We start from the raw sequence: 26,609 nt of genomic DNA, 5'->3' as shown, positions 1-26,609 counted from the left end.
TGCCGAGCAAACAGGAGGATGCCATGAGCGGGGACGGAACTGGTGAGGTGTTCAGCGGCATACAGTTCGATGCCGCGGCGGCCGGCAAGGCGGCCACCGGATTGGACGCGCTGGCGGATCGGCTGACCGCCGACCTGACGGCCGCCGAATCCGCGCTGACGGTGGACCCGGCCGGCGCCGACGAGGTGTCCGCGCGGGCCGCGCACACCGGCAACGAGGTCGCGTCGTCGTATCTGACCAGCGCCCAGGCCAGCGTGCACGAGATGCGCAAGCTGGCCGCGACGCTGCGGCGGAACACCGACGAGATCGGCCGGATGGAAGCCGACAACGCCGCGGAGCTCGGCGGCCGGGCCTGAGAGGGATTGCCACAGCAATGGTCGAGATGCCACAGCCGGGGTTCACGGGCGTGGTGTGGGAAGCGCGCGAACCGCAGCGGCTCGCGCAGGACCTCACCACGGGGCCGGGCTCTGTGCCGATGGCCGAGGCCGCGGCCGCGTGGTCGCGGCTCGCTGCCTCGTTCGGCGCCGCGGTCGTCGAGTACGAGCAGACCCTCGCCGTGCTGCGCGGCGCCTGGCAGTCCGGCCGCAGTGACGCTGTGCTGGAACGTGTTTCGGCACTGCGGGAATGGCTGATCGAGGCCGCCGGCGCCGCCGCGGCCAACGCGGCGCGGCTGCAGGCCCAGGTCGCCGCGTACGAGATCGCGCGGCTGGCGATGCCCGACACCGCCGATATCGCGAATATCGAACAGGTTCAGCGGATGTTGGAGTCGGTCGGCGGCATGCTCGGCGCACCCTTGAAAGCCGTTGCCGCACAGACCGATACCGACGCCGACCTGGCGAAGGCGGTGGCCGCGCGGGTGATGCGCAGCTACGAATCCGCCACCGAGCCGCTGGCGACGCCGTGGCAGCAGGCCGAACCGCCGCGGATCGCGCCCGACAAGGCGCTGGTGGCCGAGCAGTCGGCGCGCCAGGCCGCGACGGCGGCGTCGGCCTCGGCCGCGGGCTTCGCGCCGGGCGCCATGCCGATCGGTCCCGTCTCGGTGACGATGCCGACCGCCGTGCCGCGCGTGCGCACGAGTTATCAGGCGCCGGTCTACGCACAGTCCGGGGCCGCGTCCGAGCTTGTGGCGCAACCGGTTCCGGTCGGCACCGGGAACGCCGCCGCCGAGGCCGTCCCGTTCGGCCCCGCGGCGTCGGGCGGCGGCGCGGCGCCCCAGGACACACCCCGCTTCCCGCGCGCCAGCCTCGCCGGGGACTCGGGCGACCACCTCGACGGCGAGATCCAGGCGGCCCCGTCGGTGCTCGGCGCCGTGGAGTCGGCGACCACCGACCAGGGCCACGCCGCCCGGCGGACCGGGGGTGCGGCATGACCGCGCTCACCAACGACAGCCTGCTCGCGGTGGCCGACCGGCTCGGCGTGCAGACCCTGCCGCTGGCGCTGTCGATCGGGCCGCGCCAGGACTCGTTCGACGAGTTCCGCGCCGCGCAGGAGCGCGCCGTCGCCGACCTGACCGCGGTCGGCGTGATCGACCCGGACGGCGACGTCGACCCGGACCTGGCGGCGGCCCTGTTCACCCTGTCCCAGCCGGAATACGAACTGGCACTGCGGGTTTACGGCGAGGGCGGCACCCGCCGGGCGTGCCTGGTGCGCCGCGGCGCCGAGCACGCGGTGGCGGTGCGCGTCGGCGATCGCGTCGAGGTGCGCTCGGCCTGGGTGGACGGCTCCGGGGCGGCCCTGGCCGCACCGCTGCTCGCCGTGCTGGATTCGGTGTCGGCGGCGGAGGTGGCCAGCCTCAGCGCGCCGACCGACGAACTGGCCGCCCGGCTGAACGCGGCCGGCACGGTCGCCGAGTACACCGACGCGATGTACGCGCTCGGCGCCGCCGAGCGCGACGCCACCGTCCTGGGCTCGGCCTTCGGGTCCTGCCATACCTACGCCGAGATCGTGGCGTCGACGCATCACGACGGACTGACCACCCGGGTCCCGGGCACCGTCGCGATCTACGACACCGCCCGCGGCCGGATCGTCGTCGCCCCCATGGTCGCCCCGGACCGGCAGGTCTGGTCCACGGTGACCCCGGGCACCGACCACCGTGTGGCACAAGCGATCACGGCGCTGATCGACGGGCTGCCCGGGGGGAGGTGGCTGCCCCGATAACTCGACAATCCCGATCGGTACGAATACATCCCTGAGGAGAGGAATCAAAAATGGCAATGTTCGGCGGTGGAAGCCAGAGCGTCGGTGTGCAGGCTTCCGGTATCGACAAGGTCGTCCAGGACATGGAGACCTCGATCACCAACCTGCGCAACTCCGTGAACGCGGTCGACCAGGCGTGCGACGAGGTGCGCAACGGCTGGAAGGGTAGTGCCAACGACGAGTTCAAGAAGGTCATGGACGACTGGAGCGACGAGTCGGACCAGCTCAACAAGAAGCTCGACGAGCTGTCCAAGGCCGTCGACGCCGGCAAGAAGCACCTGGTCAACATGGACCAGGGCTCGTTCGCCTAATTCGCGTAAGGGTCGCCGTCGTCCCGCGGTGACCGGAATGCACACGACTGAACAGGACTGAGGGTATGAGCGACGAAATTCTGTACGACCCGGCCGCCATGGACCGGTTGTTCGAGGAACTGAAGACCAACGGCAGCAAGATCAACGGCGAGATCGACGCGCTGGAGGCCGCGGCCAACAACTTCCGGGCGAACCTCGGTGGTCCGCAGGCGCAGCAGGGCTTCGACGGTGCGCACAAGCACATGACCGAGGCGCTGTCGGATACCCGGCAGAAGCTGGACGCGCTGGCCGGCAAGGTCGAGAACGCCAAGCACGCGGCGCTCGAGGCCGACGGCAAGGTCGGCGACGGGTTCGCGGACTTCTGAGTTCGCGCGAGCGGGTTCGAACCACCGACGGCCGGCCGGGGCAGGTGTCCGGCCGGCCGTCGGCGTTCGTGCCCGGTGAACTACCGTGTGGCGACCAGCGATTCGCCGATGTACTGCATCTCGTCGGGCGTGGTGACCATGAACACGGTGGCCGACGCCGCGGCGGTCCGCACCGTAATTCGGTTGGGCGCCTGGGGATCCTGGATCAGCGTCACATCGGCTTCGAAGTGGCTCTCGGGTTGATTCGGTTGCCGGACATGCACGATGGTGGCGCCGCCGGTGAGCGCGGTGGGCTGGATCCCGTCGAAGACCACGACGGTGGTGCTCGGGTAGGGCGCGGCCGGCAGCGGGGGCGGCGAGGGGACGTGATAGCTGGCCCCGGCCGACCGCGGCGCGATCGAGAGCACATGTGGCGCATTGAGATTGGTGACCATGGTGTGCCACGCCTCGGGCCGGTTGGTGTGCACGACGGCGTGCGCGCCCAGGGCCGTGGCGCGCAGGATCACCTGCTGTGCGAGGTCCACGTTGCCGATCACCTCGAGGTGGCGGGTGCCCTCGCCGATCAGCGGCACCGCGATGCCCTGGCCGCGTTCGTCGGCGCCGATGAGCTGCCCGCAGCCGGCGGTGGGCACCGTGATGCCGGCGAGCGCGGTGAGCGTGCCGCGGTAGGCGACGTCGGCGCCCCAGCGGCCGCCGGAGCCGATCGGCAAGGTGTCCAACAGGATTCGCAGCTGGTTGCCGGTCAGCTCGCGCAGCCCGGCGAGCGGCGGGCGGTCCGGCTGCGCGCCGGAGTCGAAGCGGACCACCGCGTTGAGCACGACCGTCCCGGCGTGGTCGCCGCGGTCGCCGCGCCGCGCGCCCGGCCGCAGCCGCAGGATGGTGGTGGTGGACAGGCTGGGCACCGACCAGATGTCGGCGAGGCCCTGCGGGCCGATCAGCTCCGCGCCGATCTGGTAGTGCGTCAGGTGCCGACCGCGGTCCTCGAGCCAGTTCGGCGTCTCCTTCAGCTGGGCGACGTCGAAGCCGTGCGTGAGTTGTCTTACCGCGGTGTTCATTTCGCCGGCCGTGAGCACCGAGGCCGCGATGTCGAGCGCCGCCAGCCGGTTGGCCACGCGGCGGGTGGCGATGATCGCGGTGCGCAGCGCACCGGTGCTCCCGCCGCCGCGGTTCTCCACCGCCTCGGCGTTGGCCAGCGGATCCAGCCGCAGCACCAGCCACACGGTGCGGTGCGCGATGGCCGGCAGCGGGCCCAGGATGCGGTCGTACAGGTAGGCCACGACGCCGGTGCCCGCGGTGCGCGCGCCGGTGCTGACCACATCGATGCCGGCCAGCGTGATGTCGAACTGGTCCAGGCACTTGGCGACCTCGGTCAGCGGCAGCAACTGGTCGGTGCTCAGCGAACCGCGGCGCAGCAGGGTCAGGGTGTCCGGCGGCGGATCGATGCGCAGCATGGTGACCAGCAGGTCGCCGTCCCAGTGCACGCCGTAGCTGCCGCCCTCGTCCAGCGGCACGTCGACCGCCGGTTCGCCGACGCGGTCCACGGCGGGCCGGTGCCGGCGGCCGAGGCCGGCGGCGACCCGCCCCGCGAGCGGGCGCCCCCGCACGGGCACCAGACCGATGAGCAGGACCGCGGCGGCGGTCCCGGCCGCGGCCACCGGTAAATCGGTGAACGCGAGCACGATCCAGGCGGCCAGCGCCGCCAGTGCCGCCACCGGTATCACCACGCGAAGCGGGAACATTCGGAAGAGCCAGAATTCCGGGTCCCGTAACTCGTCGTATGCCGAAGCGCCATTAGCTGGTTTTTTGCCAGAATTATCGCTGGTATCGGTTGTTGCGCGTTTGTTCATCGTGTCGTTCACAATTGTTGCCCTGCTTCGCTTTCGCGCGGTCACCATGGGAACAGCCGCACCCCGGGCGGCCGTTCATAGGTTCGGGCCGCCTCCGGAATTACGGTACCGTGTCGGCTACGGATAGTGACGGATAGCTTGATGGAGACCGAGTGCCAGCACAGCTGACGACCCGTGCCCAGGTGAACGGGTATCGATTTCTGCTGCGGCGCCTCGATCACGCCCTGATCCGGCGCGATGTGCGCATGCTGCACGACCCGATGCGGTCGCAGCTGCGCTCGCTGCTGGTCGGCGCGGTGCTGTCGGTGCTGATCGTGGCGGGTGCGGCGATTCTGGCGTTCCTGCGCCCGCAGGGCGCCATCGGCGACGAGCTGATCGTGTCGGGCAAGCAGAGCGGTGCGCTGTACGTGGTGGTGCACGCCCAGGACGGCAGCACGCGCCTGCACCCGGTCCTGAATCTGGCCTCCGCGCGCCTGATCACCGGAAGCAACGCCGCCCCGCACGCCGTCGCGGACAACAAGCTCGACGAATACCCGCGTGGCCCGCTGCTGGGCATTCCGGGAGCGCCTGCCGCACTGCCCGGTTCGCGTCAGGGCGACCACTCGCACTGGGCGCTGTGCGAATCCATGACCGGCGGCACGCGGTCGGCGGGCGGCGGGACGACGACCGTGGTTGCCGGACCGCCCGAACTGAGCGACCGGACCCGGGTCGCGGGCGGCGATTCGGCGCTGCTGGTCCGCCACGGCGACAAGACCTACCTGATCTACGACGGCAAGCGCGCCGAGGTGGATCCCGCCAATTCGGTGATGTCGCGTTCGCTGAGCCTGTCGACGGCGCGGCCGCGCCCGGTCGGCACCGGCTTCCTCGGCGCCACCGGCGAGGTGCCGCCGCTGACGCCGCCGCAGATCGATCGTGCTGGTCAGCCGGGTCCCGGCCCGTTGTCGAAAGTGCCGGTGGGCGGGATCATCTCGGTGCCGAGCCTGGCGCGCGGCGGCCAGCCGGACCTGTACGTGGTGCTGGCCGACGGAGTGCAGCCGGTGTCGCCGTTCACCGCGCAGGTGATCCGGAACTCGAACTCGCAGGGCATGAGCGATATCGCCACCGTGCCGCCGGACGTGCTGGACCAGGTGCCGCAGCGGCACACGCTGCGGGTCGACCAGTTCCCGGCACAGGTGCCCAAGCTGCTCGTCACCGACGACACGCCGGTGGTCTGCGTGGCCTGGTCGAAATCGCCTGCGACCGCGGCCGACCCGGGCCGGGTGGAGGGACCGGGGGAGCGGGCCGTGGTTTCGATCCTCGCCGGAACCCGCCTGCCCATCCCGAATTCCGCGAAGCCGGTGGAACTCGCGACCGCCGACGGCACCGGCGACCGCGTCGACACGGTGTACCTCGCCCCGGGCTCGGGCGAGTTCGTGCAGGCCACCGGGATCGAGTCGGGCAGTGCGCGCCGCGACGGCCTGTTCTACATCGGCGACAACGGAATTCGCTACGGCGTCCCCGACACCGCCACCGCCGGCGTGCTCGGCCTGGGCGACAAGCCGCGTCTTGCGCCGTGGCCGATCGTCGGCCAGCTGGTCCCGGGTCCGACGCTGTCGCAGCAGGACGCGCTCGCCGGCCACGATTCGGTCGGCGCGGCAGGGCGCTGAGGGGCCGCGAACCTCAGAAGTCGGTGATGCCGACGTTCAGCGAGGCCAGGATGCCGGTGAGGGCGATGCGCATGTCCTCGGCCTCGATGCGCATCAGCTGCGTCTCGTCGAGCGCGCTCAGGTCCAGCGACTCGTCGTTGGCCAGGCGGAACTCGCGTTCCTCCTCGGCCGCCTCGATGACGTTGCGGACGAAGCGGCCGTTGCCGGCGAGGTCCACGCCGCGCCGCGGCTGACCGCTCTGGTCGGTGCTCTCCAGGTTGTACAGCTTGTCGCAGGCGCGGACCAGCAGTTCCTGTGCGCCCTCGGACAATTCGGAGTCCCGCGACCGTGCGATCAGCGTGCCGATCCGGCCCAGCTCGTCGGGCTTGTACGAGGGGAACTGCAGGCGTTTGGCGAAACGTGAGGCCAAGCCGTCGTTGGCGGCCAGCAGCCGGTCGATCTCGCCGTCGTACCCGGCGATGATGACCACCAGCCGGTCGCGGTCGTTCTCCATCCGGGCCAGCAATGTGTCGACGGCCTCGCGGCCGAACGCGTCGCCGCCGGACAGCCCGGTCTGGATCAGCGTGTACGCCTCGTCGATGAACAGCACGCCGTCCATCGCGGTGTCGATCAGCTTCTCGGTCTTGATCGCGGTGGAACCCAGGTGCTGGCCGACGAAATCGCCGCGCTTGGCCTCCACCACCTTGTCGGTGCGCAGAATGCCGACGCCGCAATAGATCTTGGCGACCACGCGCGCGATGGTGGTCTTGCCGGTGCCGGGCGGGCCGGTGAACGCCAGGTGCTGGCCGCGCGGCGCGGCGGACAGACCCTTCTCGGCGCGGATCTTGGCCAGCTGGGCGGTCGACTGCAACTTCGCGACCTGGTTCTTCACCGCGTCCAGGCCGATCTGGCGGTCCAATTCGGCGCGGGCCTCGGCGAGCACCTTCTTGGCCCGGTCCTCGGTCTCGGCCTGCTGGATCGCCTCCACCGACGGCGCGGTGGCCGGATCCCAGCGGTCGGTGCGCGACTCGATGGACTCCTTGGTGGTGACGGTGATCCGGTAGGTGCGGTCGCGCATGGCGGCGGTGTTCGCCTCGAAATCCGGCGCCTGCGAATAGACCTTCTCGAACAGCGCCTGCGCCTCGTCCTCGCCGCCGGTTTCGCGCAGGCACAGGCCGCGGCAGAACATGGCGGTGGTGCGGGCGGCCGGAATGGGGCCCGCCTCGGCCTGTTCCATGCGCCGGATCGCCTCGCCGAACAGCCCGAGCTGCGCGCACGCGGTGCCGACCATGACGTGCGCGCCCGCGGCGAGATAGGGGTCGTCCCACTCGGCCGAGCCCGCCAGGATGGTCATCACGTCCGGCCAGCGCTGGGTGTTGTAGTGCAGCACCGCGCGCACGTACGCGGCGATGCGGTTGTCGACCTCGCGGTCGGGGTCGCTGAGCTGGGATCTGCGGTAGGTGTCGAGTTCGTCGAGCACCCGTTCGGCCTCGTCGTACTCCTTGTCGCCGATCAGGAAGGCCGCCCAGGCCAGCCAGATCTCGGTGTAGGAGGCGAGGGGATAGTCGATGTAGAGACCGGGCAGGAAACGCCCGGCGAGCGAGCGCGGCGCGAGCCCGACCCGGCGCTGTTCGCGGTAGAGCGTGCCGGTGCTGGTCTTGTGGAGATTGAACAGCACCTCCTTGGTGACCTCGCCGGCGGCGGCGCGGCCCAGCCAGGCGTCGCACATCGTCGGATCCCATTCGGTGGCGCGCTGGAACGCCAGTTTCGCGTATTCCGGATCCCGCGCCGACTCCTGCCCTTCGATGGGCAGACCGAGGGATAAGACTCCGGCATCGAACGCGCGCTGCGCCTGACGGTTGCCGCTCATTGCTGTCGAACCCCGAAGCCTTCGTTTGTGGTTTTGGATACGTTCATCGTGCGACCAGACTACCGATCGCACGGGTCCGATCTGTCAGTTAGATTAGGGTTAGCTGCCGGTAGGTTGCAACGTGAGTGATACCGAGGTCTGCGGTTCTCCGAGGTACCGAAGTCGCTCGTTCTCACGGTGTTTCGAAGGAGCACTGTCGTCCCGGTCGGAACGGGCATTCGAAAAGATGAGGGTGGGAGATCGACTCCGGTGACGGAACCATCGACAACGAGTACCAAGGCGACCGAGCCCGAATTGTGTCGGGTCTCGGTCATCGGCGGCAACACCCAGGTCGACGTGGGACTGCCGGCGACGGTGCCGATCGCGAGCTTCATCGGTGATCTGGTCGCGCTGATCGAATCACGCAACCCGGACATCGCCGAGGGCGACGACGACTCGGTCCCGCTGCGGGCCCAGCACTGGACGCTGGCCCGGCTCGGCCGCGACCCGATCGCGCCGAGCCGTTCGCTGATCGACGCCGAGGTCTACGACGGTGAGCTGCTGGTGCTGCGGACCGTCGCGGCCAAGGAGGCGCCGGCGCTGTTCGACGATGTCATCGACGCGGTGTCGCGGCTGGTCGCCGCCGACTTCCGAGGTTGGTCGGGCGCCGCCGCGCGGTGGACCGGCCTGGTGGTCTCGGTGCTGGCGGTGCTGACCGCCCTGATCCTGCTGGCCGCCTCGCGGCGGCACGGCGACCCGCTGTGGCCCGGTTTCGCGTTGCTCGGGCTCGGCGCGGTGGCCTTCGGCGCGGCCGCGATCGCGGCCCGCAAGTACTTCGACCGGACGACCGCCACCTGGGTGTCGTTGGACGCGCTGCTGTTGTTCTTCGGCGGCGCCGCGCTGCTGGTGCCGGGCCGGCTCGGCAGTCCCCATGTGCTGCTGGGCGTCTCGGTGGCGATCGTGGCCGCGGTCGTCGGCTACCGCGTGATCGGCGGTGGCGCGACGCTCTTCTCGGCCGTCGGGGCCGGCGGCGTGATCGGATTGGTCGCCGCCGCGGTCTATCTGGTGTGGCATCCGGGTCTGCCCAAGCTGTCCGCCGGGCTGCTGGTGGGCGGCATCCTGCTGCTGTCGGCGGTGCCGCGGCTGGCGGCGCTGCTGGCGCGGCTGCCGATCCCGCCGGTACCCACCGCGGGCGCCGCGATCGATCCCGCCGACCACGAGCCCCGGCCGACCATCGAGGGGATCGGCGCGATCGGCGCGACCGCGCTGCCGTCGGCGGCGGGGCTCGGGCAGCGGGCGCGCACCGCCAACCAGTTCCAGTCGGGGCTGGTGGCCGCGTTCACGGTCGCCGCGGCGGCGGGCGCGTTCGGCGCGGCCGATCCGCTGGGATCGCAACGCTGGCAAGGCATCACGCTGGCCGTGATCACCGCCGTCGTCCTGTGCCTGCGCGGCCGGTCGTTCGCCGATCTCACGCAGGCGGCCACGCTCATCGCCGGCGGCTGCCTGACCTTCGTGCTGCTGCTGGTCGGCCTGGCGTTCGGCGACGTCGATTACGAACTGCTCGCTCCGCTGCTGTTGCTGGCCTTCGCGGCGGGCGCGGTCGGCTTCGGCGTGATCGGCCCGCACGTCGAGGTCACGCCGGTGACCAGGCGCGGCATCGAGATCTTCGAGTACCTGCTGCTCATCGCGGTGCTGCCGCTGGTGCTGTGGATCATGGACGTGTATTCGACGGCCCGGAACATCTGATGGCCGGAAGCCTATGAGTGGCAGCACCTTTCGCCGGAACGCGATGCGGATGGCCGGTGCGCTGGCACTGGCCGGCGCCGCCGCGGGACTACCCGCGGCGGGACTACCGGAGGCTGCGGCGGTCGCGCCGCCCGCGATCGATATGGGGGCGCTCGGTCCCGCGCTGGATCTCAGTCACCGTCCCGCCCCGCTGGAACCGACCGAACAGAAGTCCGTCTGCGCGGAGCCGACGCTGGTCGGCGGACCGCCCACCGAACCGCCCGTCGCACAGCAGGTGCTGGATCTGCCGGCGGCCTGGCAGTTCAGCCGCGGCGCGGGCCAGAAGGTCGCGGTCATCGATACCGGGGTGAACCGGCACCCGCGGCTGCCCGCCCTGCAACCCGGCGGCGATTTCGTCTCCGACAGCGACGGCACCGCCGACTGCGACGGCCACGGCACGCTGGTCGCCGGAATCATTGCAGGGCAACCGAATCCGTCCGACGGCTTCGCCGGTGTCGCCCCCGACGCCGAACTGCTCACCATCCGCCAGCTCAGCCTGGCCTACGAGGGCAAGGACAGTCGCGGCGGCGACCGGCCGGACAAGATCGCCAGTTCCGGCTACGGCAGCGTGCTGACCCTCGCCGCCGCCGTCGTGCGCGCGGTGGACCTCGGCGCCACCGTCATCAACATCTCGGAGGTGGCCTGCACGCCCGCCGGGTCCCAGGGCGCCGACGCGCCGCTGGGCGCGGCGGTCAAGTACGCCTACGACCGCAATGTCGTGGTGGTCGCGGCCGCGGGCAACGTCCAGCAGGGCGGCCCGTGCGAGAACCAGAACGAGGGCTCCGGCTGGAACGCGGTCACCACCGTCGCCACCCCGGCGTGGTTCTCGCCGTACGTGCTGTCGGTGGCCTCGGTGGATCCCGAGGGCGGGCCGTCGCAGCTGTCGCTGCACGGCCCGTGGATGGGCGTCGCCGCGATCGGCCGCCAGATCGTGTCGCTGGACAGCAAGCCCGGCGGCACCGGCCTCGTCGACGGCGTGCAGACCGCCGAGGGCGTGCGGCCGGTGGAGGGCACCAGCTTCGCCGCGCCCTATGTCTCGGGCCTGGCCGCCCTGGTCCGGGCCAAGTACCCGAATATGAGCGCCGCCCAGGTGATCGAACGCATCACCCGCACCGCGCACGCACCCGGCGCGGGCCGCGACGACCGCGTGGGGCACGGCCTGATCGACCCGCTCGCCGCCCTCACCGATCCGCTACCCGACCAGCCGGTGAGCGCGGGCGCCGACGTGCCGCGGGCGATCGCGCCGCCGGTGCCGCCCGCGGTCCCCGACCCGCGCCCGCGCCGGATCGCGATCGTCGGTTCGCTGGTCTGCCTGGGCGGGCTGGGAATCGGTCTGGCCGCGGCGATTCCGTTCCGGCGTTCCCGCGCCGAGCTCGATCCGGATTTGGAGCCGTAGAAGCATCATGGTCACCGAAGGATTCGTCCGCCGCCCCCGCATCGCGCCGCCGCGCGCTCCGGGTGGCGAGGTCGCGCTGACCTCGCCGCCGGAGATCCCGCGCAACCTGCCGGCGCCGCTGATGATGAAGCTGATGCCGATCGTCATGGTGGTCGCGGTCGTCGGCATGATCGCGATGATGGCGATGATGGGCCGCAATCTGCTGGCCAATCCCATGATGCTGATGTTCCCGATGATGATGCTGATGTCGATGGTCGGCATGATGGCGGGCTTCCGCGGCGGGGGCGGCAAGCGCGCGGTGGAACTCAACGAGGAACGCAAGGACTACTTCCGCTACCTCGACCAGATCCGACGCGAGGTGCGCCGCACCGGCAGCCGCCAGCTGGACACGCTGATCTGGAGCCACCCCGAACCGGCCGACCTGCCGTCGCTGATCGGCAGCCGCCGGATGTGGGAACGCCGGCCCAACGACCCCGATTTCGGGCATGTCCGGGTGGGTATCGGCAGCCACCGGCTCGCGACCAAACTGGCCCGGCCCGAGACCGGCCCGCTCGAGGACCTCGAACCGGTGTCGACGGTGGCGCTGCGCCGCTTCGTCCGCACCCACTCCGTGGTGCACCAGCTGCCGACCGCGGTGTCGCTGCGGGCATTTCCCGCGATCAACATCGGCGGCCCCGGCGCGGACGCCCGGATGCTGGCGCGCGCCATGCTGATGGAGCTGGTCACCTTCCACGGCCCCGATCACCTGGCCGTCGCCATCGTCTGCGCCGACCCCGACGCGCCCACCTGGGCGTGGGCGAAATGGCTTCCGCACCTGCAACATCCGACGCAGCGCGACGGCATGGGGTCGGCCCGCATGATGTACACCTCGCTGGGCGAGCTGGAGACCGCGCTGTCGGCCGAACTGCTCGAACGTGGCCGGTTCATGCGCAACCCGCAGCCGACCCAGGGGCGGCTGCACCTGGTGGTGATCATCGACGACGGGTACGTCAACGGCAGCGAGCGGCTGGTCAGCGAGTCCGGCCTGGACTCGGTGACGGTGCTCGACCTGACCGCCCCCGAGACCGGCCTGGCCGCCCGGCGCGGTCTGCAACTCGTCGCGTCGGGTGGGGAGGTGTCCGCGAAAAGCGCTGCGGGCGTGGAGAAGTTCGCCACCGCCGACACGGTGAGCATCGCCGAGGCCGAGGCGTTCGGCCGCGCGCTGGCCCGTTTCCGGCTGGCGACGGCCGCCCAGATCGTGAGCCTCGGCGACGGCACCGCGACCGACCCCGGACTGATGGCGCTGCTGAAGATTCCCGATGCGGCACAGATCGATCCGGCGAAGGTGTGGCGCCCGCGCACCGCCCGGGAGCGGCTGCGCGTGCCGATCGGCATCACCCCGGACGGCACCCCGGTGGAGATCGACATCAAGGAGTCGGCCGAGAACGGCATGGGCCCGCACGGCCTGTGCATCGGCGCGACCGGCTCGGGCAAGTCGGAATTCCTTCGCACCCTGGTACTTTCGCTGGTCACCTCGCACTCGCCCGACGCGCTGAACCTGGTGCTGGTCGACTTCAAGGGCGGCGCGACCTTCCTCGGCCTGGACACGCTGCCGCACGTCTCCGCGGTGATCACCAATCTGGAGGAGGAGCTGGCACTCGTCGACCGCATGAAGGACGCGCTGGCCGGTGAGATGAACCGCCGCCAGGAGCTGCTGCGCTCGGCGGGCAACTACGCCAATGTCACCGACTACGAGAAGGCGCGGGCCGCGGGCGTGCCGCTGGATCCGCTGCCGGCGCTGTTCATCGTGGTCGACGAGTTCTCCGAATTGCTTTCCCAGAAGCCGGATTTCGCGGAACTGTTCGTGATGATCGGCCGCCTGGGCCGCTCGCTGCACGTGCACCTGCTGCTGGCCTCGCAGCGGCTGGAGGAGAACAAGCTGCGCGGCCTGGAGTCGCACCTGTCCTACCGGATCGGCCTGCGCACGTTCTCGGCCAACGAGTCGCGCGCGGTGCTCGGCATCACCGACGCCTACCACCTGCCGAGCGTGCCGGGCTCCGGCTATCTGAAGAGCGACGCCTCGGATCCGTTGCGGTTCAACGCCTGTTACGTGTCCGGGCCGTACGTGGCGCCGCGCACCGGCACCGTCACCGAGGACGGCAGCCCGCGCTCGCGCCGGCGGCCGGCGCTGTTCACCGCGTCGCCGGTCGAGCTGCCCGAACAGGACGGGGCAGCGGTCGCGGACGATCCGCTGGGGCTGCCGCCGCCACCGTCGAATCCGTTGCTGGAGTTGCCGCCTCCGCCCTCGGCCGCGTCGCCGATGCCGGAGGAAGGCATCCCCGACACCCTGCTCGACGTGGTCGTGCAGCGCCTGACCGGCCACGGCCGTCCCGCGCACGAGGTGTGGCTGCCGCCGCTGGACGAGTCGCCGAGCGTGGACATGCTGCTGCCGGACCCGGACTGGCGCTCGCCGGTGAACCGGCACGGTCAGCTGTGGATGCCGATCGGCGTGATCGACAAGCCCTACGAGCAACGCCGCGACGTACTCACCATCAATCTCGCCGGGGCGCAAGGCAATGTGGCCGTCGTCGGCGGACCGCAGTCGGGCAAGTCCACGACGCTGCGCACCATCATCATGTCCGCGGCGGCCACGCACACCCCGGAGCAGGTGCAGTTCTACTGCCTGGACTTCGGCGGCGGCAGCATGGCCGGCCTGGTCGGGATCCCGCACGTCGGTTCGGTCGCCGGTCGGCTCGACGTCGACCGGGTGCGCCGCACCATCGCGGAGCTGACCACGCTGATGCGGCAGCGCGAGGAACGTTTCGCCGAACTCGGCATCGAGTCGATGGCGGAGTTCCGGCGGCGCAAGTTCTCCGCGCCGCCCGCCCCGGGCGACCCGCTGGCCGCCGACCGCTTCGGCGACGTGTTCCTGGTCGTCGACGGCTGGGCCGCGATCCGCGAAGAGTTCGACACCCTCGAGCCGCAGATCAACGCCATTGCCACGCAAGGGCTTTCGTACGGCGTGCACCTGATGATCGGCGCGTCCCGCTGGGCCGAGATCCGGCCGGTGGTGAAGGATCAGGTCGGCACGAAACTCGAACTGCGCCTGGGTGATCCGTCCGATTCGGAGATGGGCCGCCGCACTGCCCACCAGGTGCCGGTGGGCCGCCCCGGCCGCGGCCTCACGCCGCAGGAACTGCACATGCTGATCGCGTTGCCGCGCTTGGACTCCGAGACCGACCCGAGCAGCCTGGCCGACGGCGTGGCGCTGTCGCGGCAGGGTCTCGAGCAGCTGTACCCGGAGCGCCGCGCCCCCGAGGTGCGGATGCTGCCGTTGAAGATCAGCCGCGACGAGGTATTGGAAGCCGCGCGCGCCGACGGCATCGAACTCGGCTACACCAAGGTGGCCATCGGCCTCGGCGAATCCGAATTGCAGCCGCTGGTACTGGATTTCGCGGCCGATCCGCACTTCATGGCGTTCGCCGACGTGGAGTGCGGCAAGACCACCCTGCTGCGCAACATCGCCATGGGCATCGTGGAGCACTCCACCCCGGAGGAGGCCAGGATCGTCCTGATCGACTACCGCCGGACCATGCTGGGCGTGATCGAGGGCGAGCACCTGGCCGGGTACTCGACCTCCTCGCAGACCTGCGCCGGGATGCTCAAGGAGGTCGCCGACTACCTGTCCAAGCGCATCCCGCCCGCCGACATCACCCCGCAGCAGCTGCGCGAGCGGAGTTGGTGGAGCGGGCCGGAGCTGTTCATCATGGTCGACGACTACGACATGGTGGCGGCCGGTTCGACCAATCCGCTGGCGCCGCTGATGGAATTCCTGCCGCAGGCGCGCGACGTCGGCATGCACATGATCGTGACCCGCCGCATCGGCGGCGTCTCGCGCGCCCTCTACGACCCGATCCTCGGCGGCATGAAGAACCTGTCGGTGGACACGCTGATCATGAGCGGCCCGCGCGACGAGGGCAAGCTGATCGGCGACGTGCGCCCGACCAAGCTGCCGCCCGGCCGCGGCACGCTGGTGTCGCGCAGCCGCGGTCAGGAGATGATCCACATCGCCGACCTGCCGCCGCTGTGAGAACCGTTCACAGAGCGCGCATTTCGGGCCCGGCGGCGGTGAGGACCGGCGCGGGCAGCCAGCTGTCGGCGCGCCGTTCGAACAGCGCGCCCGAGGGTCCCGTGGCCTCCGGTCCGGCCAGGCGCACGAGCCGGAAGCCCGCGCGGCCGTAGTAGGCGTGCAGCCCGGCGTTGGTGGTCCACGCGTCCAGCCGCACCCAGGTGCGGTGCCGCGCGCGGGCCACCGCCGCGGCGTGCGCGAGCAGCGCGCCGCCCACGCTCAGCCCGGTGAAGCGCAGGTCCACGATCATGTAGTGCACCACGACCGCGTCGGCGAGTTCGCCCGGCGACCACAGTCCCTCGTCCGCCCGGTCGTTCACGGTGATGGTGCCTGCCGGTTCGCCGTCGACCTCGGCGATCCAGGTCTCACCCGCGCGCAGCGCGTGCTCGACCGCGCGGGCAAACAGTTCGATGGACAGCCCTCGTCCCTGTCGCGTCCACTGGTTCGAGCCCCGTTCCGCGAGCCAGGCCGTGCGTTGGAGCCGTAGTCGGCAGATGGTGCCGAGGTCGGCCAGCTGCGCCTGGCGGATGCGGATCGTCATGGCATCCCCGCCGCCCGTGGGCCGGCGTGCTGGTCCGGGGCTCCCGATGCGGCGCGGCTCATGGCGACCCGGGTACCAGCGAGTTACCGAAGGAGTGCGAATTGCCCGGCGGATGCGGCGCGCCGAGGGTCTTGCGGATGACCTCCGTGCCGTCGGCGTCGCCGAGTTCGTAGGCGAGCCGGTTGCGCGCGGCGATCGAGCGCTGCCTGGTCACCCGGGTGACGCGGGCGGAGTTGGCGCCGATGCGCAGATGGTCCAGCAGCATGGTGCCGGTGCCGACGCCCAGCACCGCCGCCTCCTCGGCCGTGGCGGGGCGGGCCACGATGGTGTCGCGGTGGGCGGTCTCGGGTTGGCCGCGCTCGGCGAGGCGCCGCGTGGTGCCCTCGGGAATGTCGTGCGGGAAGTCGATGCCGGTGGCCTCCGCCAAGTCCCGTGGATAAAAACTGACCTCCCACGACCAGGGCTCGTTGTCCAGGTACTGGACCACCGTCCGTGCCACCACCCAGGAGTCCCGCGGCACCCCCAGCCAGTGCGCCACGTCGGGGCCGGCGGGCTCCATGCGCGCACTGAACTGTTTGGACGGGACCCGGCCCGCCGTGCGCGCGATCTCGGAGAAGATATCGTGCGCGGACTTGGGGCGGTCGGGGCGAATGTGGTGCGTGACAACCGATTCCAGCACCTCCTGGCTGCGCACGATGGTGCCCCTGGAAGTGGCTGTGTAGAGCAGGTTTTCGGTGACCAGAACCTGGATCGCGTTGCGGGCGGTGGTGATCGAGACCTGCATCTGGTCGGCCAGCTCGCTGTGGCTGGGTAGTCGGTCGCCCGGCTTCCATTTCCCGTTGCGAATCTCCTCCCGGAGGAGGTCTGCGATCCGCTGATACCTCGGACCGTCCGCCATCTCGCTCCTCGGTTGCTTCTTCAAGAAAATGCAGTCTACTCCGTGGTCCAGGACGGCGTGTGACCCTTGACACAGGGTTTCAGCGGTTTATTGTAAGGAACGTCCTGAACGATGTGTTGTAACGGCGATGACGGCGAGGCAACGTGGCTGGTTCGGAGACATCCCAGACGGTGGTAATGGCAGTGCCCGACACACCGCAGACATCGATGGCGGTCCAGACCTTGACGACCGGCTTACTGCCGAGTTCGGACCTGATGCTGCGCGCTTGTCGAGGGCACCGTGTCATCGGCGGACCCTTACTGTGGTTCGCCCGCGATCTGGCGGTGCTACACGAGCGCCGGCTGGTCGGCCGCGGCGGCTCCGAGCCCGATCTCGATCCCACCGCGTTCGTCGAAATCCAGCGGCGCCGTAGTGAATTGGTGATGGCGATCGACGACTGGGTGGCGCGCACCGTGCCGCAGCACCGGCTCGGGGCCACCCTGCACACCGAGACCATCGGCTCGGTCATCGACCGCCTCGCCGAGTCCTCGGTGCGGGCCCATCAGGCGCTCATGACGCTCGACGCCGACGACGAGGTCCTGCACGGCGCGTGGCACCATCTGGCCGAACTGGCCGACGGCTACGACGACCTGGTGCGCGACGTGCTGGCCGGCCGCCGCCGGCTGCCGGCCTGGTAACGGTCAACGGGAGATCACCCCGCACGGGCGCCGCGTCCGCGGGGTGAGACTCCAACTCGTAGGCGGCAGAGCGGGATTCCGGGTGTGCGCGCCCACGTCGACGACGCGGTGCGCCCATGCTCCGTCGACCACGTGCGCGCGGCGCCAGGTGCTCCAGCCGAACGGCATCTGGTGGACGAGTTCGCCGCGTTCCTCGAGGCGTTCGGTGAGTTCGGCGAGCACGTCGAGGGCGTCGGCGAGTCCGGTCAGCACGTCGAGCCCGGCGGCGCACCGGTCCGTCGTCGCCCAGCGGGCGTAGCCGTCGAGCACGATGAAGCCCGAATCCGATTCGGCGGCAAGGTGTTTGATCACCGCGGCGGCGGTGCCCGCGACCGCGGAATCGTCGCGGTCGATGCCGACCCGCAAAACCAGGCAGTCGAAGAACGGCCGGACCGCGGCCGACTGTTCCAGTTCCACGGCGCAGGGACCGGGGGTGGTGATCCGGTAGGTGAAGCTGTGGCAGCGGCTGGCGTGGATCCTCATGCTGTCACGAACGATAGAGTGCCGAATGCGCCATGGTCAGTGTCGTATCCGACACGTTCAGTACTATTCGCGACATGGACGTCACCATTTTCGTCGTGGACCAGGTCGCGGACTTCGGGCTCGCCACCGTCGTGGAGGCGTTCCGCACGGCGAACCTGCTGCGGGGTGAACTGGACTCGGCGCCCGAGCCGTGGCACGTGCGGGTCGCGTCGCCCGGGCCCGGCGTGCGATCCGGGCACGGCAATCTGGTGCCGACCACGCCGCTGGCCGAGCTGCCGGCCGAACTCGGGACGATCGTGGTGCCCGCGTTGGAACTCTACGACGCCGAGGGCGTGGTCGAACTGGTGTCCGCCGCGTCGAATACCGCAGTGCTGGAACATATCTCGCTGGCGCGCCAAGCCGGTGCGCCGGTGGCCGGGGCCTGTACCGGCACGTTCTTCCTGGCCGAATCCGGGGTGCTCGACGGCATCCCGGCCACCACCAGCTGGTGGCTGGGCCCGGCGTTCCGGCGCAGGTATCCGCGGGTGGAGCTGGAGGAGGGGCGGACCCTGTGCCGTTCCGGGGCCGTCACCACCGCCGGGGCCGCGCTGTCGCATCTGGACCTGGCGCTGGCGCTGATCGCCGGGCAGAGTCCGACCCTGGCCGAACTGGTCGCGCGGTTCTTCGTGGTGGGGGATCGGCGGACCCAGGTCGCCGTCCCGGAATTCGTCGCACGCGGCAACTCGCTGGTGGCCGCCTACGAGCGGTGGGTGCGCGACCACATTGCCGAGCAGTTCCGGATCACCGACGCCGCCCGCGCGCTCGACGTCACCGTGCGCAGCCTGCAGCGCGCCACGCGGGCCGAGATCGGCATGTCCCCAAGGGATTTCGCGAACGAGATCCGGCTGGAGCGGGCCACGCACCTGCTGCGCAACACCACCCTGACCGTCGACACCGTCGCCGCGCGGGTGGGTTACCTCAACGCGGGCACGCTGCGGCTACTGTTCCGGCGGCGCCGCCACCGCACGCTCGCCGAGGTGCGCGCCTCGCCGCTGACGTGGGAGGCGGGCCCGGTGCACTCCGCGAGCGGCGGTCAATAACGCTGGAAGCGGCGGTGATCGGTGGCGAAGTCGTCGGCGACGGTCGCCGCCAGCTCCACCAGCGAGCGCTTGGTGTTCTTGTGCAGCCGCGACAGATCGATCTCCGCGCCCTCGGACAGGTGCGGGTCGTACGGAATGACGTGCACGGCGCGGCAGCGCGACAGGAAGTATTCGCGCAGCTGCTGGATGCCCACGTTCGGCGAACCCGGGCGCGGCAGGTTGATCACCACGACGGCGTTGCGCACCAGGTGGTCGTGGCCGTGCAGCGACAGCCAGTCCAGCGTGGCCGCGGCGCTGCGCGCGCCGTCGATCGCCGAGGACGAGATCAGCACCAGCGAGTGCGCCAGGTCCAGCACACCCGCCATCGCCGAGTGCATCAGGCCGGTGCCGCAGTCGGTGAGGATGATGTTGTAGTAGCGCTGCAGGATGCGCGCCACGCGGCGGTACTCGTCCTCGCTGAACGATTCCGAGGCGGCCGGATCCCGTTCGCTGGCAAGCACTTCCAGGCGGCTGGTGGCCTGCGAGGTGTGCCGGCGCACGTCGCCGTAGCTGCTGATCGCCTGGTCCAGCAGCAGGTCGCGGACCGTGGAGCGGGTCTGTAGCGGCACCCGTTGCGACAGCGTGCCGAAGTCCGGGTTGGCGTCGACCGCGATCACCCGGTCGCCGCGGATGGAGGCGAAGATGGAGCCGATGCCCATGGTGGTCGTGGTCTTGCCCACGCCGCCCTTCAGCGACAGCACCGCGATCCGGTAGTCGCCGCGCACCGGCTGGCGGATGCGCGCGACCAGTTCCTGCAGCCGCCGTTCCTCCGCGGACATCCCCGGATTGATCGCGCCGCCGGACATGTGGTGCACCGCGCGCCGCCACCCCGACCCGGGCGCCTTCTTGGCCCGCCGCACCGGCACATCGTCCAGCGACGGCTGCGGCCCACCCGACTGCTGATACTGCCCCTGGTGATACTGCTGCGCCTGCCCCGGATACTGCTGCGCCTCTTGATACTGCTGAGCCTGGCCCGGATACTGCTGCGCCTGCCCTTGATACTGCTGCGCCTGATACGGCTGCCCACCACCCCACTGCTGCTCGGGCGACTGCCACTGCTCACCCGGCGCGGACCCCTCCGCCAGCGCGCCGAACCCGGCCGGATCTCCCACCGGAGCCTGGCCTGCCCCACCCAGATCCCCGACCGGAGACTGGCCTGTCCTGCCCGGTTCACCGACCGGAGCCTGGCCTGCCCCACGCGGATCCCCGACCGGTGCCTGCCCACCCGTCGGCATCGCACCGTTCGGCTGCGGCGCATACGGCGCGACCGGGCTCTGCCCGGTGCCCGGCGAGGCAAGCCGATTGCCGGGCGCCCCGTACGGCGACTGCGAATCACTCTGCGGCGCCCGCGAACCGGCGGGCCCCGACGCGGTGTACCGCTCGGTCACACCCTCACTACCCGCTTCGGTACCGCTCGCCGGGAACGGCGCTTGCGCCCCCGCGAAACCCGTTGTGCCGTTCCCCGTCCCGTTCGTGCCGGACGGATAGAGACCCTCCGAACCGGCCCCCTGCCGCGGCCCTTCGCCGCCGGACGACGGCCCCTGCCCGAGGGATTCCGCTGCCGGGGAACGAGTCTCGCCCGCCCCGGAGCCCTCTGCCGAGTGGCCCGTGGCCGCATCCGCAGCGCCTGCCGAAAGGTCGTGGCGTGCACCGGAGCGGGAAGCCCCCGATGCGCCCGAGGTCTCTCGGGGACCGAATGACGTAGGTGCGGCAGGGCCGGGCGCGGAGCCGTGCTCGTCCCGCGCGGAGGCAGCACCCACCGGACCGTCCGTGAAATCCTGCGGTGAGGGATGCGCGAATCCCTGCGGCAACGGCTGTGCAGGTTGCTGCGGTGACCGCTGCGGAAAGCCTTGCTGCGCCGACTGTGCGGAATCCTGCTGCGCCGACTGTGCGGAGTGCTGCTGCGACGGCTGTGCGGAATCCTGCGGGGACTGTTGTGCGGAATCCTGCGGGGACTGTTGCGGGGAGTCCTGCTGGGGCCGTTGCGGAAAGTCCTGCGGGGACGGGTGTTCCGGGGTGATGGTGTGGTCGCCGGAGGTCGCCCAGCTCGGTGCGGGGTCGGCTTGCGGTGTGCGTGCCTCGGGGAAAGGGCTCAGGCGCGGTGGTGGGGCGGGCGTGTCCTGCGGCGTGCCCGCGGCCGGAGCGCTCGCCGCCTGGCCGGTGCCGGACGCCCCCGCACTGTCGAGCCATTGCGGTGCAGGCTCGTCCGCGTGCGAGCGAGAGGAACCACCCGGTGCGGACGAGTCGGCGAAACCCCCCGACCCAACCGAGCCGGATCGTGGGTCGGACAGTCGTTCAGGCGCGGACGGCGTACTCGCACCCGCGCGCTCATCAACCCCCGGAGACTCGGGCAGCACCGGACGATCCCCGGAAAATGGAGATCCGGGCTGCACGGCACGATCTCCGGAAACCGGAGATCCCGGCTGGGCGGGACGATCGCCGACAACCGGGGACTCCGACGGCACGGCACGGTCCGTGGGACTCGAGTACTCGGGCCGCGCAACACGATCCCCCGAAGGCACGGGCTGCTGCGCGGGACTGGGAGACTCGGGCCGCAGGGCACGATCCGCGGGGCCCGGAGGTTCCGGTAGTGGCGGACGCGCCGAGCCGTGCGGGGGCGGTGGCGGCAGATCCGGTCGCCCACCGGAGCGCACGGTCGGGTCGGATACCGGGCCAGCCGACGGGGTCGACCCCGGAAAACCTTGCGGTGCAGGCGGAATCGGCGGCGGCTGCCACCCGGCATCCCGCGCCCCACCTCCCTGCTGTGCCGACGTCTCGGAACCCGTTTGCCACGGCGGCGCGTCCTGCCCAGCCTGCGGCCCACCGGTCGGCGGCCGTGAAACCTGTGCTTCGGGACCGGTGTTCGGTGACGGACCAACCTTCGGCTGGGCGGCCGCACCGGACTGCCAAGGCGGCGCGTCCTGCCCGATTTGTGGTGACGGCCCGGTCGCGGCGTGTGGTTGAGGGGCCGACCCCGATTGCCAAGGCGGCGTGTCTTGTCCGGTCTGTGGTGACGGTCCGGTTCCGGCGTGGGGTTGGGGGGCTGGCACGGATTGCCAAGGTGGCGTGGGTTGGCCGGGTTGCGGTGGGGTGCTGGGGGGCCACGATGGTTGGGCTTCAGGGGCGGTTTGCGACGGTCCCGTTCCGGGGGCTACCGATTGCCATGGTGGCGTGGCCTGTCCGGGCTGTGGGGTCGGGCTGGGTGGCCAGGGCGCTTGGGGGTCGGCGGGCGGGGTCGGGCCTGGGGCGGGTTGGGGGGACGATTGCCAGGAGGGGCGGTTGTCGAAGGTTTGGGGGGTGCCGGCAACGCCGTGGCCACCTTCGTGCGGTGGCAGGCCGTCGGGGCGGTCGGGGGCGTGGTCGCCGTTGGAGCGGAAGGATTCCGGCGAGCGGTGCTGTGCGTCGTCGGGCTCGGGCAGTGGCGGGCGGCCCCACGAGGCCGGTGGTTCCTGGGTGTCGGATTTGTCCTTGCGCCAGCCCATGCGGCGCTTCTTGCCGCCCTCGGGTTCGGCCTTGTCCTCGGACTTGCGCTTGGCGCGTTTCTTCAGCGGCTCCTGTTCGGGAATGAGCTCCTCATGCGGCAGGTTCTGGACCGGGGCCTCGTAGCCGACCTGCGTGACATCACTCTCGGACAGCCACGGCGGCAGCATGGGGAGTTCGTTGTTACGACTCACGACTGCGCCTCGCTAGCGGTCGGGGTCGCCGTCGCCGAGCGCGCCGCGGTGACCGGTCGCTGGCTGCGCTGACTCACGGATCCCCCTGGATCTGCTGGACCTTATTACCTGGACAGGGCGTAGTTTACGCGAGCGCGAACACACACGACGGTCGCGCTACCCAGGGCTGGCACACCGTACGGCAATCGTGACGCGGGTCGTGTTCGCGGCGATCGAGGGGTAGATTTGCTGGAGGTTCGCGTCCGGGCGCGCGCTCACCAGGGCGCATTTGGCCTTATAGGACGCGCACAGGTAAGCTTGATCGGCGGTGCACCTACCCGCCGGTCGTCGCGTGTTCGCATGTTGCTTCCGGTGAGTATGTCACCAGGTCGATGCACGTGCACGCAAAACTGCAATGACAAGCTAGCCGAAGAGTTGGGCCCAGCCAGGGACCGGCGCAAACGGGATCGCGGAGGATATGGCGAAGAAAGACGGGGCCATCGAGGTCGAGGGTCGAGTTATCGAGCCGCTGCCCAATGCGATGTTCCGGATCGAGCTGGAGAACGGTCACAAGGTTCTCGCGCACATCAGCGGCAAGATGCGGCAGCACTACATCCGCATTCTGCCCGAGGACCGCGTGGTCGTGGAGCTGTCGCCCTACGACCTGTCCCGCGGCCGCATCGTCTACCGCTACAAGTGACCGCGCTCCGCGCGGTGTGAAGACTTCCCCGGCCATCAGGTCCGGGGAAAAGCTGTGTTCACAGCCTGTGAACCACAACGAGATTGGACGGACGTGAAGGTTCAGCCGAGCGTCAAGAAGATCTGCGAGAAGTGCAAGGTGATCCGCCGTAACGGGCGGGTCATGGTGATCTGCGACAACCTGCGCCACAAGCAGCGTCAGGGCTAGGGATCCCGGGGCCTCGCCCCGCCCGGCAGCACCGGCCAAGCACCGATCGCCGATCGGATTGGCACATGAGAAGACCTCCCAGCGCCACTGGGTATCGACGAGCCCCGAAGGGGGCGGATGCCTGAACACCCCCGGTACGGAGGCCGGGGCCCCATACGAGGGGACGGACAGGGAGCAGACCTCCGCAACATTAAGGAATCGCCACCATGGCACGTCTGATGGGCGTCGACCTCCCGCGCGAGAAGCGCATGGAGGTCGCACTGACCTACATTTTCGGCATCGGCCGTACTCGCGCCAAGGAGATCCTGGACCAGACCGGCGTCAGCCCGGACCTGCGCTCGAAGGATCTCACCGACGACGACCTGACCAAGCTGCGCGACTACATCGAAGCGTCGGACTACAAGGTCGAGGGTGACCTGCGCCGCGAGGTGCAGGCCGACATCCGCCGCAAGATCGAGATCGGTTGCTATCAGGGCATCCGCCACCGTCGCCACCTGCCGGTGCGCGGCCAGCGGACCAAGACCAATGCGCGCACGCGCAAGGGTCCGAAGAAGACCGTCGCCGGCAAGAAGAAGTAGGGATAACCGATGCCTCCGAAGAGTCGGGCCTCCGGCCCCAAGAAGACCCAGAAGTCGCGTCGCCGGGACAAGAAGAACATCCCGCACGGCCACGCGCACATCAAGAGCACGTTCAACAACACCATCGTCTCGATCACCGACCCCGAGGGCAACGTCATCGCGTGGGCCTCGTCCGGTCACGTCGGGTTCAAGGGTTCGCGCAAGTCGACCCCGTTCGCCGCGCAGCTCGCTGCCGAGAACGCCGCCCGCAAGGCGCAGGAGAACGGCGTCAAGAAGGTCGACGTGTTCGTCAAGGGCCCGGGTTCGGGCCGTGAGACCGCGATCCGCTCGCTGCAGGCCACCGGCCTCGAGGTGGGTTCGATTTCCGATGTCACCCCGCAGCCGCACAACGGCTGCCGTCCGCCCAAGCGGCGTCGCGTCTAGCGGGAAGGAAGGTAGAGAGATATGGCTCGTTACACCGGCCCCATCACCCGCAAGTCGCGTCGCCTGCGCGTCGACCTCGTCGGCGGTGACCAGGCGTTCGAACGTCGCCCCTACCCGCCCGGCCAGCACGGCCGCGCGCGGATCAAGGAGAGCGAGTACCTGGTCCAGCTGCAGGAGAAGCAGAAGGCTCGCTTCACCTACGGCGTCATGGAGAAGCAGTTCCGCCGCTACTACGAAGAGGCGAACCGTCGCAAGGGCAAGACCGGCGACAACATGCTGCAGCTCCTGGAGTCCCGGCTGGACAACGTGATCTACCGCGCCGGCCTGGCGCGCACCCGCCGGCAGGCCCGCCAGCTGGTCAGCCACGGCCACCTGCTGGTCAACGGCAAGAAGGTGAACGTCCCCAGCTTCCAGGTCTCCCAGTACGACATCATCGATGTCAAGGAGAAGTCGCTGGGCACGCTGCCGTTCCAGGTGGCCCGCGAGACCCAGGGCGACCGCCCGATCCCGGGCTGGCTGCAGGTAGTGCCGAACCGGCTGCGGGTGCTGGTGCACCAGCTGCCGGAGCGCGCGCAGATCGACGTGCCGATCAACGAACAGCTCATCGTCGAGTACTACTCGAAGTAAGCCGCTGATCGGTGCTGCTGGTGGGGGTGGAGAGTTCCGGCTCCCCATCCCCACGCCCCAGTTCGTGGGCGTCAAATAGCGGGCGCCCCTGAAGGAGGAGATCCTCATGCTGATTTCACAGCGACCGACGCTGACCGAAGAGGTCTTGGCCGAGAACCGCTCGAAGTTCACCATCGAACCGCTCGAGCCGGGTTTCGGTTACACCCTCGGCAACTCGCTGCGCCGCACCCTGCTCTCGAGTATCCCGGGCGCCGCGGTCACCAGCATCCGCATCGACGGCGTGCTGCACGAGTTCACCACCGTCCCGGGCGTGAAGGAGGATGTCACCGACATCATCCTGAACCTCAAGGGCCTGGTCGTGTCGTCCGAAGAGGACGAGCCGGTCACCATGTACGTGCGCAAGCAGGGCCCGGGCACCGTCACCGCCGGTGACATCGTCCCGCCGGCCGGTGTCACCGTCCACAACCCGGACATGCACATCGCCACCCTGAACGACAAGGGCAAGCTGGAGATCGAGCTCGTGGTCGAGCGCGGTCGCGGCTATGTCCCGGCCGTGCAGAACAAGGCCTCGGGCGCGGAGATCGGCCGGATCCCGGTGGATTCGATCTACTCGCCGGTGCTGAAGGTGACCTACAAGGTCGAGGCGACCCGTGTCGAGCAGCGCACCGACTTCGACCGGCTCATCCTGGACGTCGAGACCAAGAACTCGATCTCCCCGCGGGATGCGCTGGCGTCGGCCGGTAAGACCCTGGTCGAGCTGTTCGGCCTGGCGCGTGAGCTCAACGTGGAGGCCGAGGGCATCGAGATCGGCCCCAGCCCGGCCGAGGCGGACCACATCGCCTCGTTCGCGCTGCCGATCGAGGACCTGGACCTCACCGTGCGGTCGTACAACTGCCTCAAGCGCGAGGGTGTGCACACCGTCGGCGAGCTGGTGGCCCGCACCGAGTCGGATCTGCTGGACATCCGGAACTTCGGCCAGAAGTCCATCGACGAGGTGAAGGTCAAGCTGCACTCGCTGGGCCTCTCGCTCAAGGACAGCCCGGCCTCCTTCGATCCGTCCAGCGTCGTCGGCTACGACGCCTCCACCGGAACCTGGAGCGACAGCGGCTCGTTCAGCGACACCGACCACGGCGAGCAGGACTACGCCGAGACCGAACAGCTCTAGGCCGTACGGGCCAGTCCC

At 70.2% G+C, this 26,609-nt stretch carries 24 protein-coding genes; 18 read left to right on the top strand and 6 right to left on the bottom strand.

Features of this window, described 5'->3' with window-relative positions; all coding sequences use genetic code 11:
* The first annotated feature begins 23 nt into the window (after positions 1 to 23).
* The 5 genes from IU476_RS07940 to IU476_RS07920 all read left to right on the top strand — a co-directional run bounded on the left by IU476_RS07940 (position 24) and on the right by IU476_RS07920 (position 2,872).
* The gene (locus IU476_RS07940) at positions 24 to 356 is read left to right on the top strand and encodes a PE family protein (RefSeq protein WP_195098253.1); all 333 of its coding nucleotides are present in this window, start codon (positions 24 to 26) and stop codon (positions 354 to 356) included.
* Positions 357 to 373: 17 nt separating this feature from the next.
* Positions 374 to 1,369: a PPE domain-containing protein gene (locus tag IU476_RS07935; protein ID WP_195098251.1), complete on the top strand. Its 996-nt coding sequence runs from the start codon at positions 374 to 376 to the stop codon at positions 1,367 to 1,369.
* Positions 1,366 to 2,157 carry an ESX secretion-associated protein EspG gene (locus IU476_RS07930; RefSeq protein ID WP_195098249.1) on the top strand — a complete coding sequence of 264 codons (792 nt, stop codon included), beginning with the start codon at positions 1,366 to 1,368 and terminating at the stop codon, positions 2,155 to 2,157. Before IU476_RS07935 ends, IU476_RS07930 begins: the two co-directional genes overlap by 4 nt.
* A 50-nt stretch (positions 2,158 to 2,207) precedes the next feature.
* Positions 2,208 to 2,507 (top strand): WXG100 family type VII secretion target, encoded by a 300-nt coding sequence (locus IU476_RS07925; RefSeq protein ID WP_195098247.1) that lies wholly within the window; start codon positions 2,208 to 2,210, stop codon positions 2,505 to 2,507.
* 65 nt (positions 2,508 to 2,572) lie between these two features.
* On the top strand, positions 2,573 to 2,872 hold the full coding sequence (locus IU476_RS07920; protein ID WP_228823325.1) for a WXG100 family type VII secretion target: 300 nt from the start codon (positions 2,573 to 2,575) through the stop codon (positions 2,870 to 2,872).
* An 80-nt stretch (positions 2,873 to 2,952) separates the two neighbouring features.
* Here IU476_RS07920 and eccE read toward each other — a convergent pair whose 3' ends face one another.
* A complete protein-coding gene (gene eccE, locus IU476_RS07915; RefSeq protein ID WP_228823324.1) occupies positions 2,953 to 4,611 on the bottom strand; it encodes a type VII secretion protein EccE in 1,659 nt (552 codons plus the stop codon).
* A 260-nt stretch (positions 4,612 to 4,871) separates the two neighbouring features.
* Here eccE and eccB point away from each other — a divergent pair, with 260 nt between their 5' ends.
* A complete protein-coding gene (eccB, locus tag IU476_RS07910; RefSeq protein WP_195098242.1) occupies positions 4,872 to 6,365 on the top strand; it encodes a type VII secretion protein EccB in 1,494 nt (497 codons plus the stop codon).
* A gap of 13 nt (positions 6,366 to 6,378) precedes the next feature.
* Here the strand turns inward: eccB and eccA are convergent, their stop codons facing one another.
* Positions 6,379 to 8,214, bottom strand: a complete 1,836-nt coding sequence (gene eccA / locus IU476_RS07905; protein WP_195098240.1) for a type VII secretion AAA-ATPase EccA — start codon at positions 8,212 to 8,214, stop codon at positions 6,379 to 6,381.
* Positions 8,215 to 8,463: 249 nt separating this feature from the next.
* On the opposite strand from eccA, the gene eccD reads away from it, so the two are divergent.
* From eccD to eccCa, 3 genes are read left to right on the top strand one after another with little or no spacing between them, the layout of a single operon-like run.
* Positions 8,464 to 9,939, top strand: a complete 1,476-nt coding sequence (eccD, locus tag IU476_RS07900) for a type VII secretion integral membrane protein EccD (RefSeq protein ID WP_195098238.1) — start codon at positions 8,464 to 8,466, stop codon at positions 9,937 to 9,939.
* Between the two features lie 13 nt (positions 9,940 to 9,952).
* Positions 9,953 to 11,374: a type VII secretion-associated serine protease mycosin gene (mycP, locus tag IU476_RS07895; RefSeq protein ID WP_195098236.1), complete on the top strand. Its 1,422-nt coding sequence runs from the start codon at positions 9,953 to 9,955 to the stop codon at positions 11,372 to 11,374.
* A gap of 7 nt (positions 11,375 to 11,381) precedes the next feature.
* Positions 11,382 to 15,443 (top strand): type VII secretion protein EccCa, encoded by a 4,062-nt coding sequence (eccCa, locus tag IU476_RS07890; RefSeq protein ID WP_195098234.1) that lies wholly within the window; start codon positions 11,382 to 11,384, stop codon positions 15,441 to 15,443.
* A gap of 7 nt (positions 15,444 to 15,450) precedes the next feature.
* On the opposite strand, the gene IU476_RS07885 is transcribed toward eccCa, so the two are convergent.
* Together IU476_RS07885 and IU476_RS07880 are read right to left on the bottom strand one after the other, a co-directional pair.
* Positions 15,451 to 16,023, bottom strand: coding sequence for a GNAT family N-acetyltransferase (locus IU476_RS07885; RefSeq protein ID WP_195098232.1), 573 nt, complete (start codon positions 16,021 to 16,023; stop codon positions 15,451 to 15,453).
* 58 nt (positions 16,024 to 16,081) lie between these two features.
* Positions 16,082 to 16,921 carry a GntR family transcriptional regulator gene (locus IU476_RS07880; RefSeq protein WP_195098230.1) on the bottom strand — a complete coding sequence of 280 codons (840 nt, stop codon included), beginning with the start codon at positions 16,919 to 16,921 and terminating at the stop codon, positions 16,082 to 16,084.
* Positions 16,922 to 17,097: 176 nt separating this feature from the next.
* Here IU476_RS07880 and IU476_RS07875 point away from each other — a divergent pair, with 176 nt between their 5' ends.
* Positions 17,098 to 17,598: a DUF4254 domain-containing protein gene (locus IU476_RS07875; RefSeq protein ID WP_195098228.1), complete on the top strand. Its 501-nt coding sequence runs from the start codon at positions 17,098 to 17,100 to the stop codon at positions 17,596 to 17,598.
* Positions 17,599 to 17,601: 3 nt separating this feature from the next.
* Here IU476_RS07875 and IU476_RS07870 read toward each other — a convergent pair whose 3' ends face one another.
* Complete coding sequence (locus IU476_RS07870; protein WP_195098226.1) at positions 17,602 to 18,120, bottom strand: hypothetical protein; 519 nt, start codon at positions 18,118 to 18,120, stop codon at positions 17,602 to 17,604.
* Positions 18,121 to 18,194: 74 nt separating this feature from the next.
* On the opposite strand from IU476_RS07870, the gene IU476_RS07865 reads away from it, so the two are divergent.
* Entirely contained in the window at positions 18,195 to 19,199 is a 1,005-nt protein-coding gene (locus tag IU476_RS07865; protein ID WP_195098224.1) for a GlxA family transcriptional regulator, read from the top strand.
* Here the strand turns inward: IU476_RS07865 and IU476_RS07860 are convergent.
* Positions 19,193 to 20,350: a MinD/ParA family ATP-binding protein gene (locus IU476_RS07860; RefSeq protein ID WP_438943981.1), complete on the bottom strand. Its 1,158-nt coding sequence runs from the start codon at positions 20,348 to 20,350 to the stop codon at positions 19,193 to 19,195. The genes IU476_RS07865 and IU476_RS07860 overlap by 7 nt on opposite strands.
* Before the next feature lie 2,199 nt (positions 20,351 to 22,549).
* On the opposite strand from IU476_RS07860, the gene IU476_RS07855 reads away from it, so the two are divergent.
* The 7 genes from IU476_RS07855 to IU476_RS07825 all read left to right on the top strand — a co-directional run bounded on the left by IU476_RS07855 (position 22,550) and on the right by IU476_RS07825 (position 26,591).
* Entirely contained in the window at positions 22,550 to 22,984 is a 435-nt protein-coding gene (locus IU476_RS07855) for a hypothetical protein (protein WP_195098222.1), read from the top strand.
* Between the two features lie 385 nt (positions 22,985 to 23,369).
* Positions 23,370 to 23,591 carry a translation initiation factor IF-1 gene (gene infA / locus IU476_RS07850; RefSeq protein WP_003886926.1) on the top strand — a complete coding sequence of 74 codons (222 nt, stop codon included), beginning with the start codon at positions 23,370 to 23,372 and terminating at the stop codon, positions 23,589 to 23,591.
* Between the two features lie 93 nt (positions 23,592 to 23,684).
* On the top strand, positions 23,685 to 23,798 hold the full coding sequence (gene rpmJ / locus IU476_RS07845) for a 50S ribosomal protein L36 (protein ID WP_025347279.1): 114 nt from the start codon (positions 23,685 to 23,687) through the stop codon (positions 23,796 to 23,798).
* Positions 23,799 to 24,004: 206 nt separating this feature from the next.
* The gene (rpsM, locus tag IU476_RS07840) at positions 24,005 to 24,376 is read left to right on the top strand and encodes a 30S ribosomal protein S13 (RefSeq protein ID WP_195098221.1); all 372 of its coding nucleotides are present in this window, start codon (positions 24,005 to 24,007) and stop codon (positions 24,374 to 24,376) included.
* Between the two features lie 9 nt (positions 24,377 to 24,385).
* A complete protein-coding gene (gene rpsK / locus IU476_RS07835) occupies positions 24,386 to 24,799 on the top strand; it encodes a 30S ribosomal protein S11 (RefSeq protein WP_187686732.1) in 414 nt (137 codons plus the stop codon).
* A 21-nt stretch (positions 24,800 to 24,820) separates the two neighbouring features.
* The gene (rpsD, locus tag IU476_RS07830; protein WP_195098220.1) at positions 24,821 to 25,426 is read left to right on the top strand and encodes a 30S ribosomal protein S4; all 606 of its coding nucleotides are present in this window, start codon (positions 24,821 to 24,823) and stop codon (positions 25,424 to 25,426) included.
* A gap of 106 nt (positions 25,427 to 25,532) precedes the next feature.
* Positions 25,533 to 26,591: a DNA-directed RNA polymerase subunit alpha gene (locus IU476_RS07825; protein WP_068020676.1), complete on the top strand. Its 1,059-nt coding sequence runs from the start codon at positions 25,533 to 25,535 to the stop codon at positions 26,589 to 26,591.
* Positions 26,592 to 26,609: the final 18 nt, after the last annotated feature.

This window comes from Nocardia blacklockiae, from assembly GCF_015477355.1.
GTDB lineage: Bacteria > Actinomycetota > Actinomycetes > Mycobacteriales > Mycobacteriaceae > Nocardia > Nocardia blacklockiae.
This window is presented reverse-complemented; position numbering and strand designations above follow the sequence as displayed.

What these genes read in the sequence shown, in the direction of transcription:
- rpsK (WP_187686732.1), top strand. Translation starts at nt 24,386, where the DNA reads ATGCCTCCGAAGAGTCGGGCCTCCGGCCCCAAGAAGACCCAGAAGTCG.
- eccCa (WP_195098234.1), top strand. Translation starts at nt 11,382, where the DNA reads ATGGTCACCGAAGGATTCGTCCGCCGCCCCCGCATCGCGCCGCCGCGC.
- eccA (WP_195098240.1), bottom strand. Translation starts at nt 8,214, where the DNA reads ATGAGCGGCAACCGTCAGGCGCAGCGCGCGTTCGATGCCGGAGTCTTA.
- IU476_RS07935 (WP_195098251.1), top strand. Translation starts at nt 374, where the DNA reads ATGGTCGAGATGCCACAGCCGGGGTTCACGGGCGTGGTGTGGGAAGCG.
- IU476_RS07885 (WP_195098232.1), bottom strand. Translation starts at nt 16,023, where the DNA reads ATGACGATCCGCATCCGCCAGGCGCAGCTGGCCGACCTCGGCACCATC.
- IU476_RS07940 (WP_195098253.1), top strand. Translation starts at nt 24, where the DNA reads ATGAGCGGGGACGGAACTGGTGAGGTGTTCAGCGGCATACAGTTCGAT.
- IU476_RS07825 (WP_068020676.1), top strand. Translation starts at nt 25,533, where the DNA reads ATGCTGATTTCACAGCGACCGACGCTGACCGAAGAGGTCTTGGCCGAG.
- eccE (WP_228823324.1), bottom strand. Translation starts at nt 4,611, where the DNA reads ATGTTCCCGCTTCGCGTGGTGATACCGGTGGCGGCACTGGCGGCGCTG.
- IU476_RS07930 (WP_195098249.1), top strand. Translation starts at nt 1,366, where the DNA reads ATGACCGCGCTCACCAACGACAGCCTGCTCGCGGTGGCCGACCGGCTC.
- IU476_RS07880 (WP_195098230.1), bottom strand. Translation starts at nt 16,921, where the DNA reads ATGGCGGACGGTCCGAGGTATCAGCGGATCGCAGACCTCCTCCGGGAG.
- IU476_RS07925 (WP_195098247.1), top strand. Translation starts at nt 2,208, where the DNA reads ATGGCAATGTTCGGCGGTGGAAGCCAGAGCGTCGGTGTGCAGGCTTCC.
- IU476_RS07870 (WP_195098226.1), bottom strand. Translation starts at nt 18,120, where the DNA reads ATGAGGATCCACGCCAGCCGCTGCCACAGCTTCACCTACCGGATCACC.
- IU476_RS07920 (WP_228823325.1), top strand. Translation starts at nt 2,573, where the DNA reads ATGAGCGACGAAATTCTGTACGACCCGGCCGCCATGGACCGGTTGTTC.
- rpsM (WP_195098221.1), top strand. Translation starts at nt 24,005, where the DNA reads ATGGCACGTCTGATGGGCGTCGACCTCCCGCGCGAGAAGCGCATGGAG.
- IU476_RS07875 (WP_195098228.1), top strand. Translation starts at nt 17,098, where the DNA reads ATGGCAGTGCCCGACACACCGCAGACATCGATGGCGGTCCAGACCTTG.
- rpsD (WP_195098220.1), top strand. Translation starts at nt 24,821, where the DNA reads ATGGCTCGTTACACCGGCCCCATCACCCGCAAGTCGCGTCGCCTGCGC.
- infA (WP_003886926.1), top strand. Translation starts at nt 23,370, where the DNA reads ATGGCGAAGAAAGACGGGGCCATCGAGGTCGAGGGTCGAGTTATCGAG.
- IU476_RS07865 (WP_195098224.1), top strand. Translation starts at nt 18,195, where the DNA reads ATGGACGTCACCATTTTCGTCGTGGACCAGGTCGCGGACTTCGGGCTC.
- mycP (WP_195098236.1), top strand. Translation starts at nt 9,953, where the DNA reads ATGAGTGGCAGCACCTTTCGCCGGAACGCGATGCGGATGGCCGGTGCG.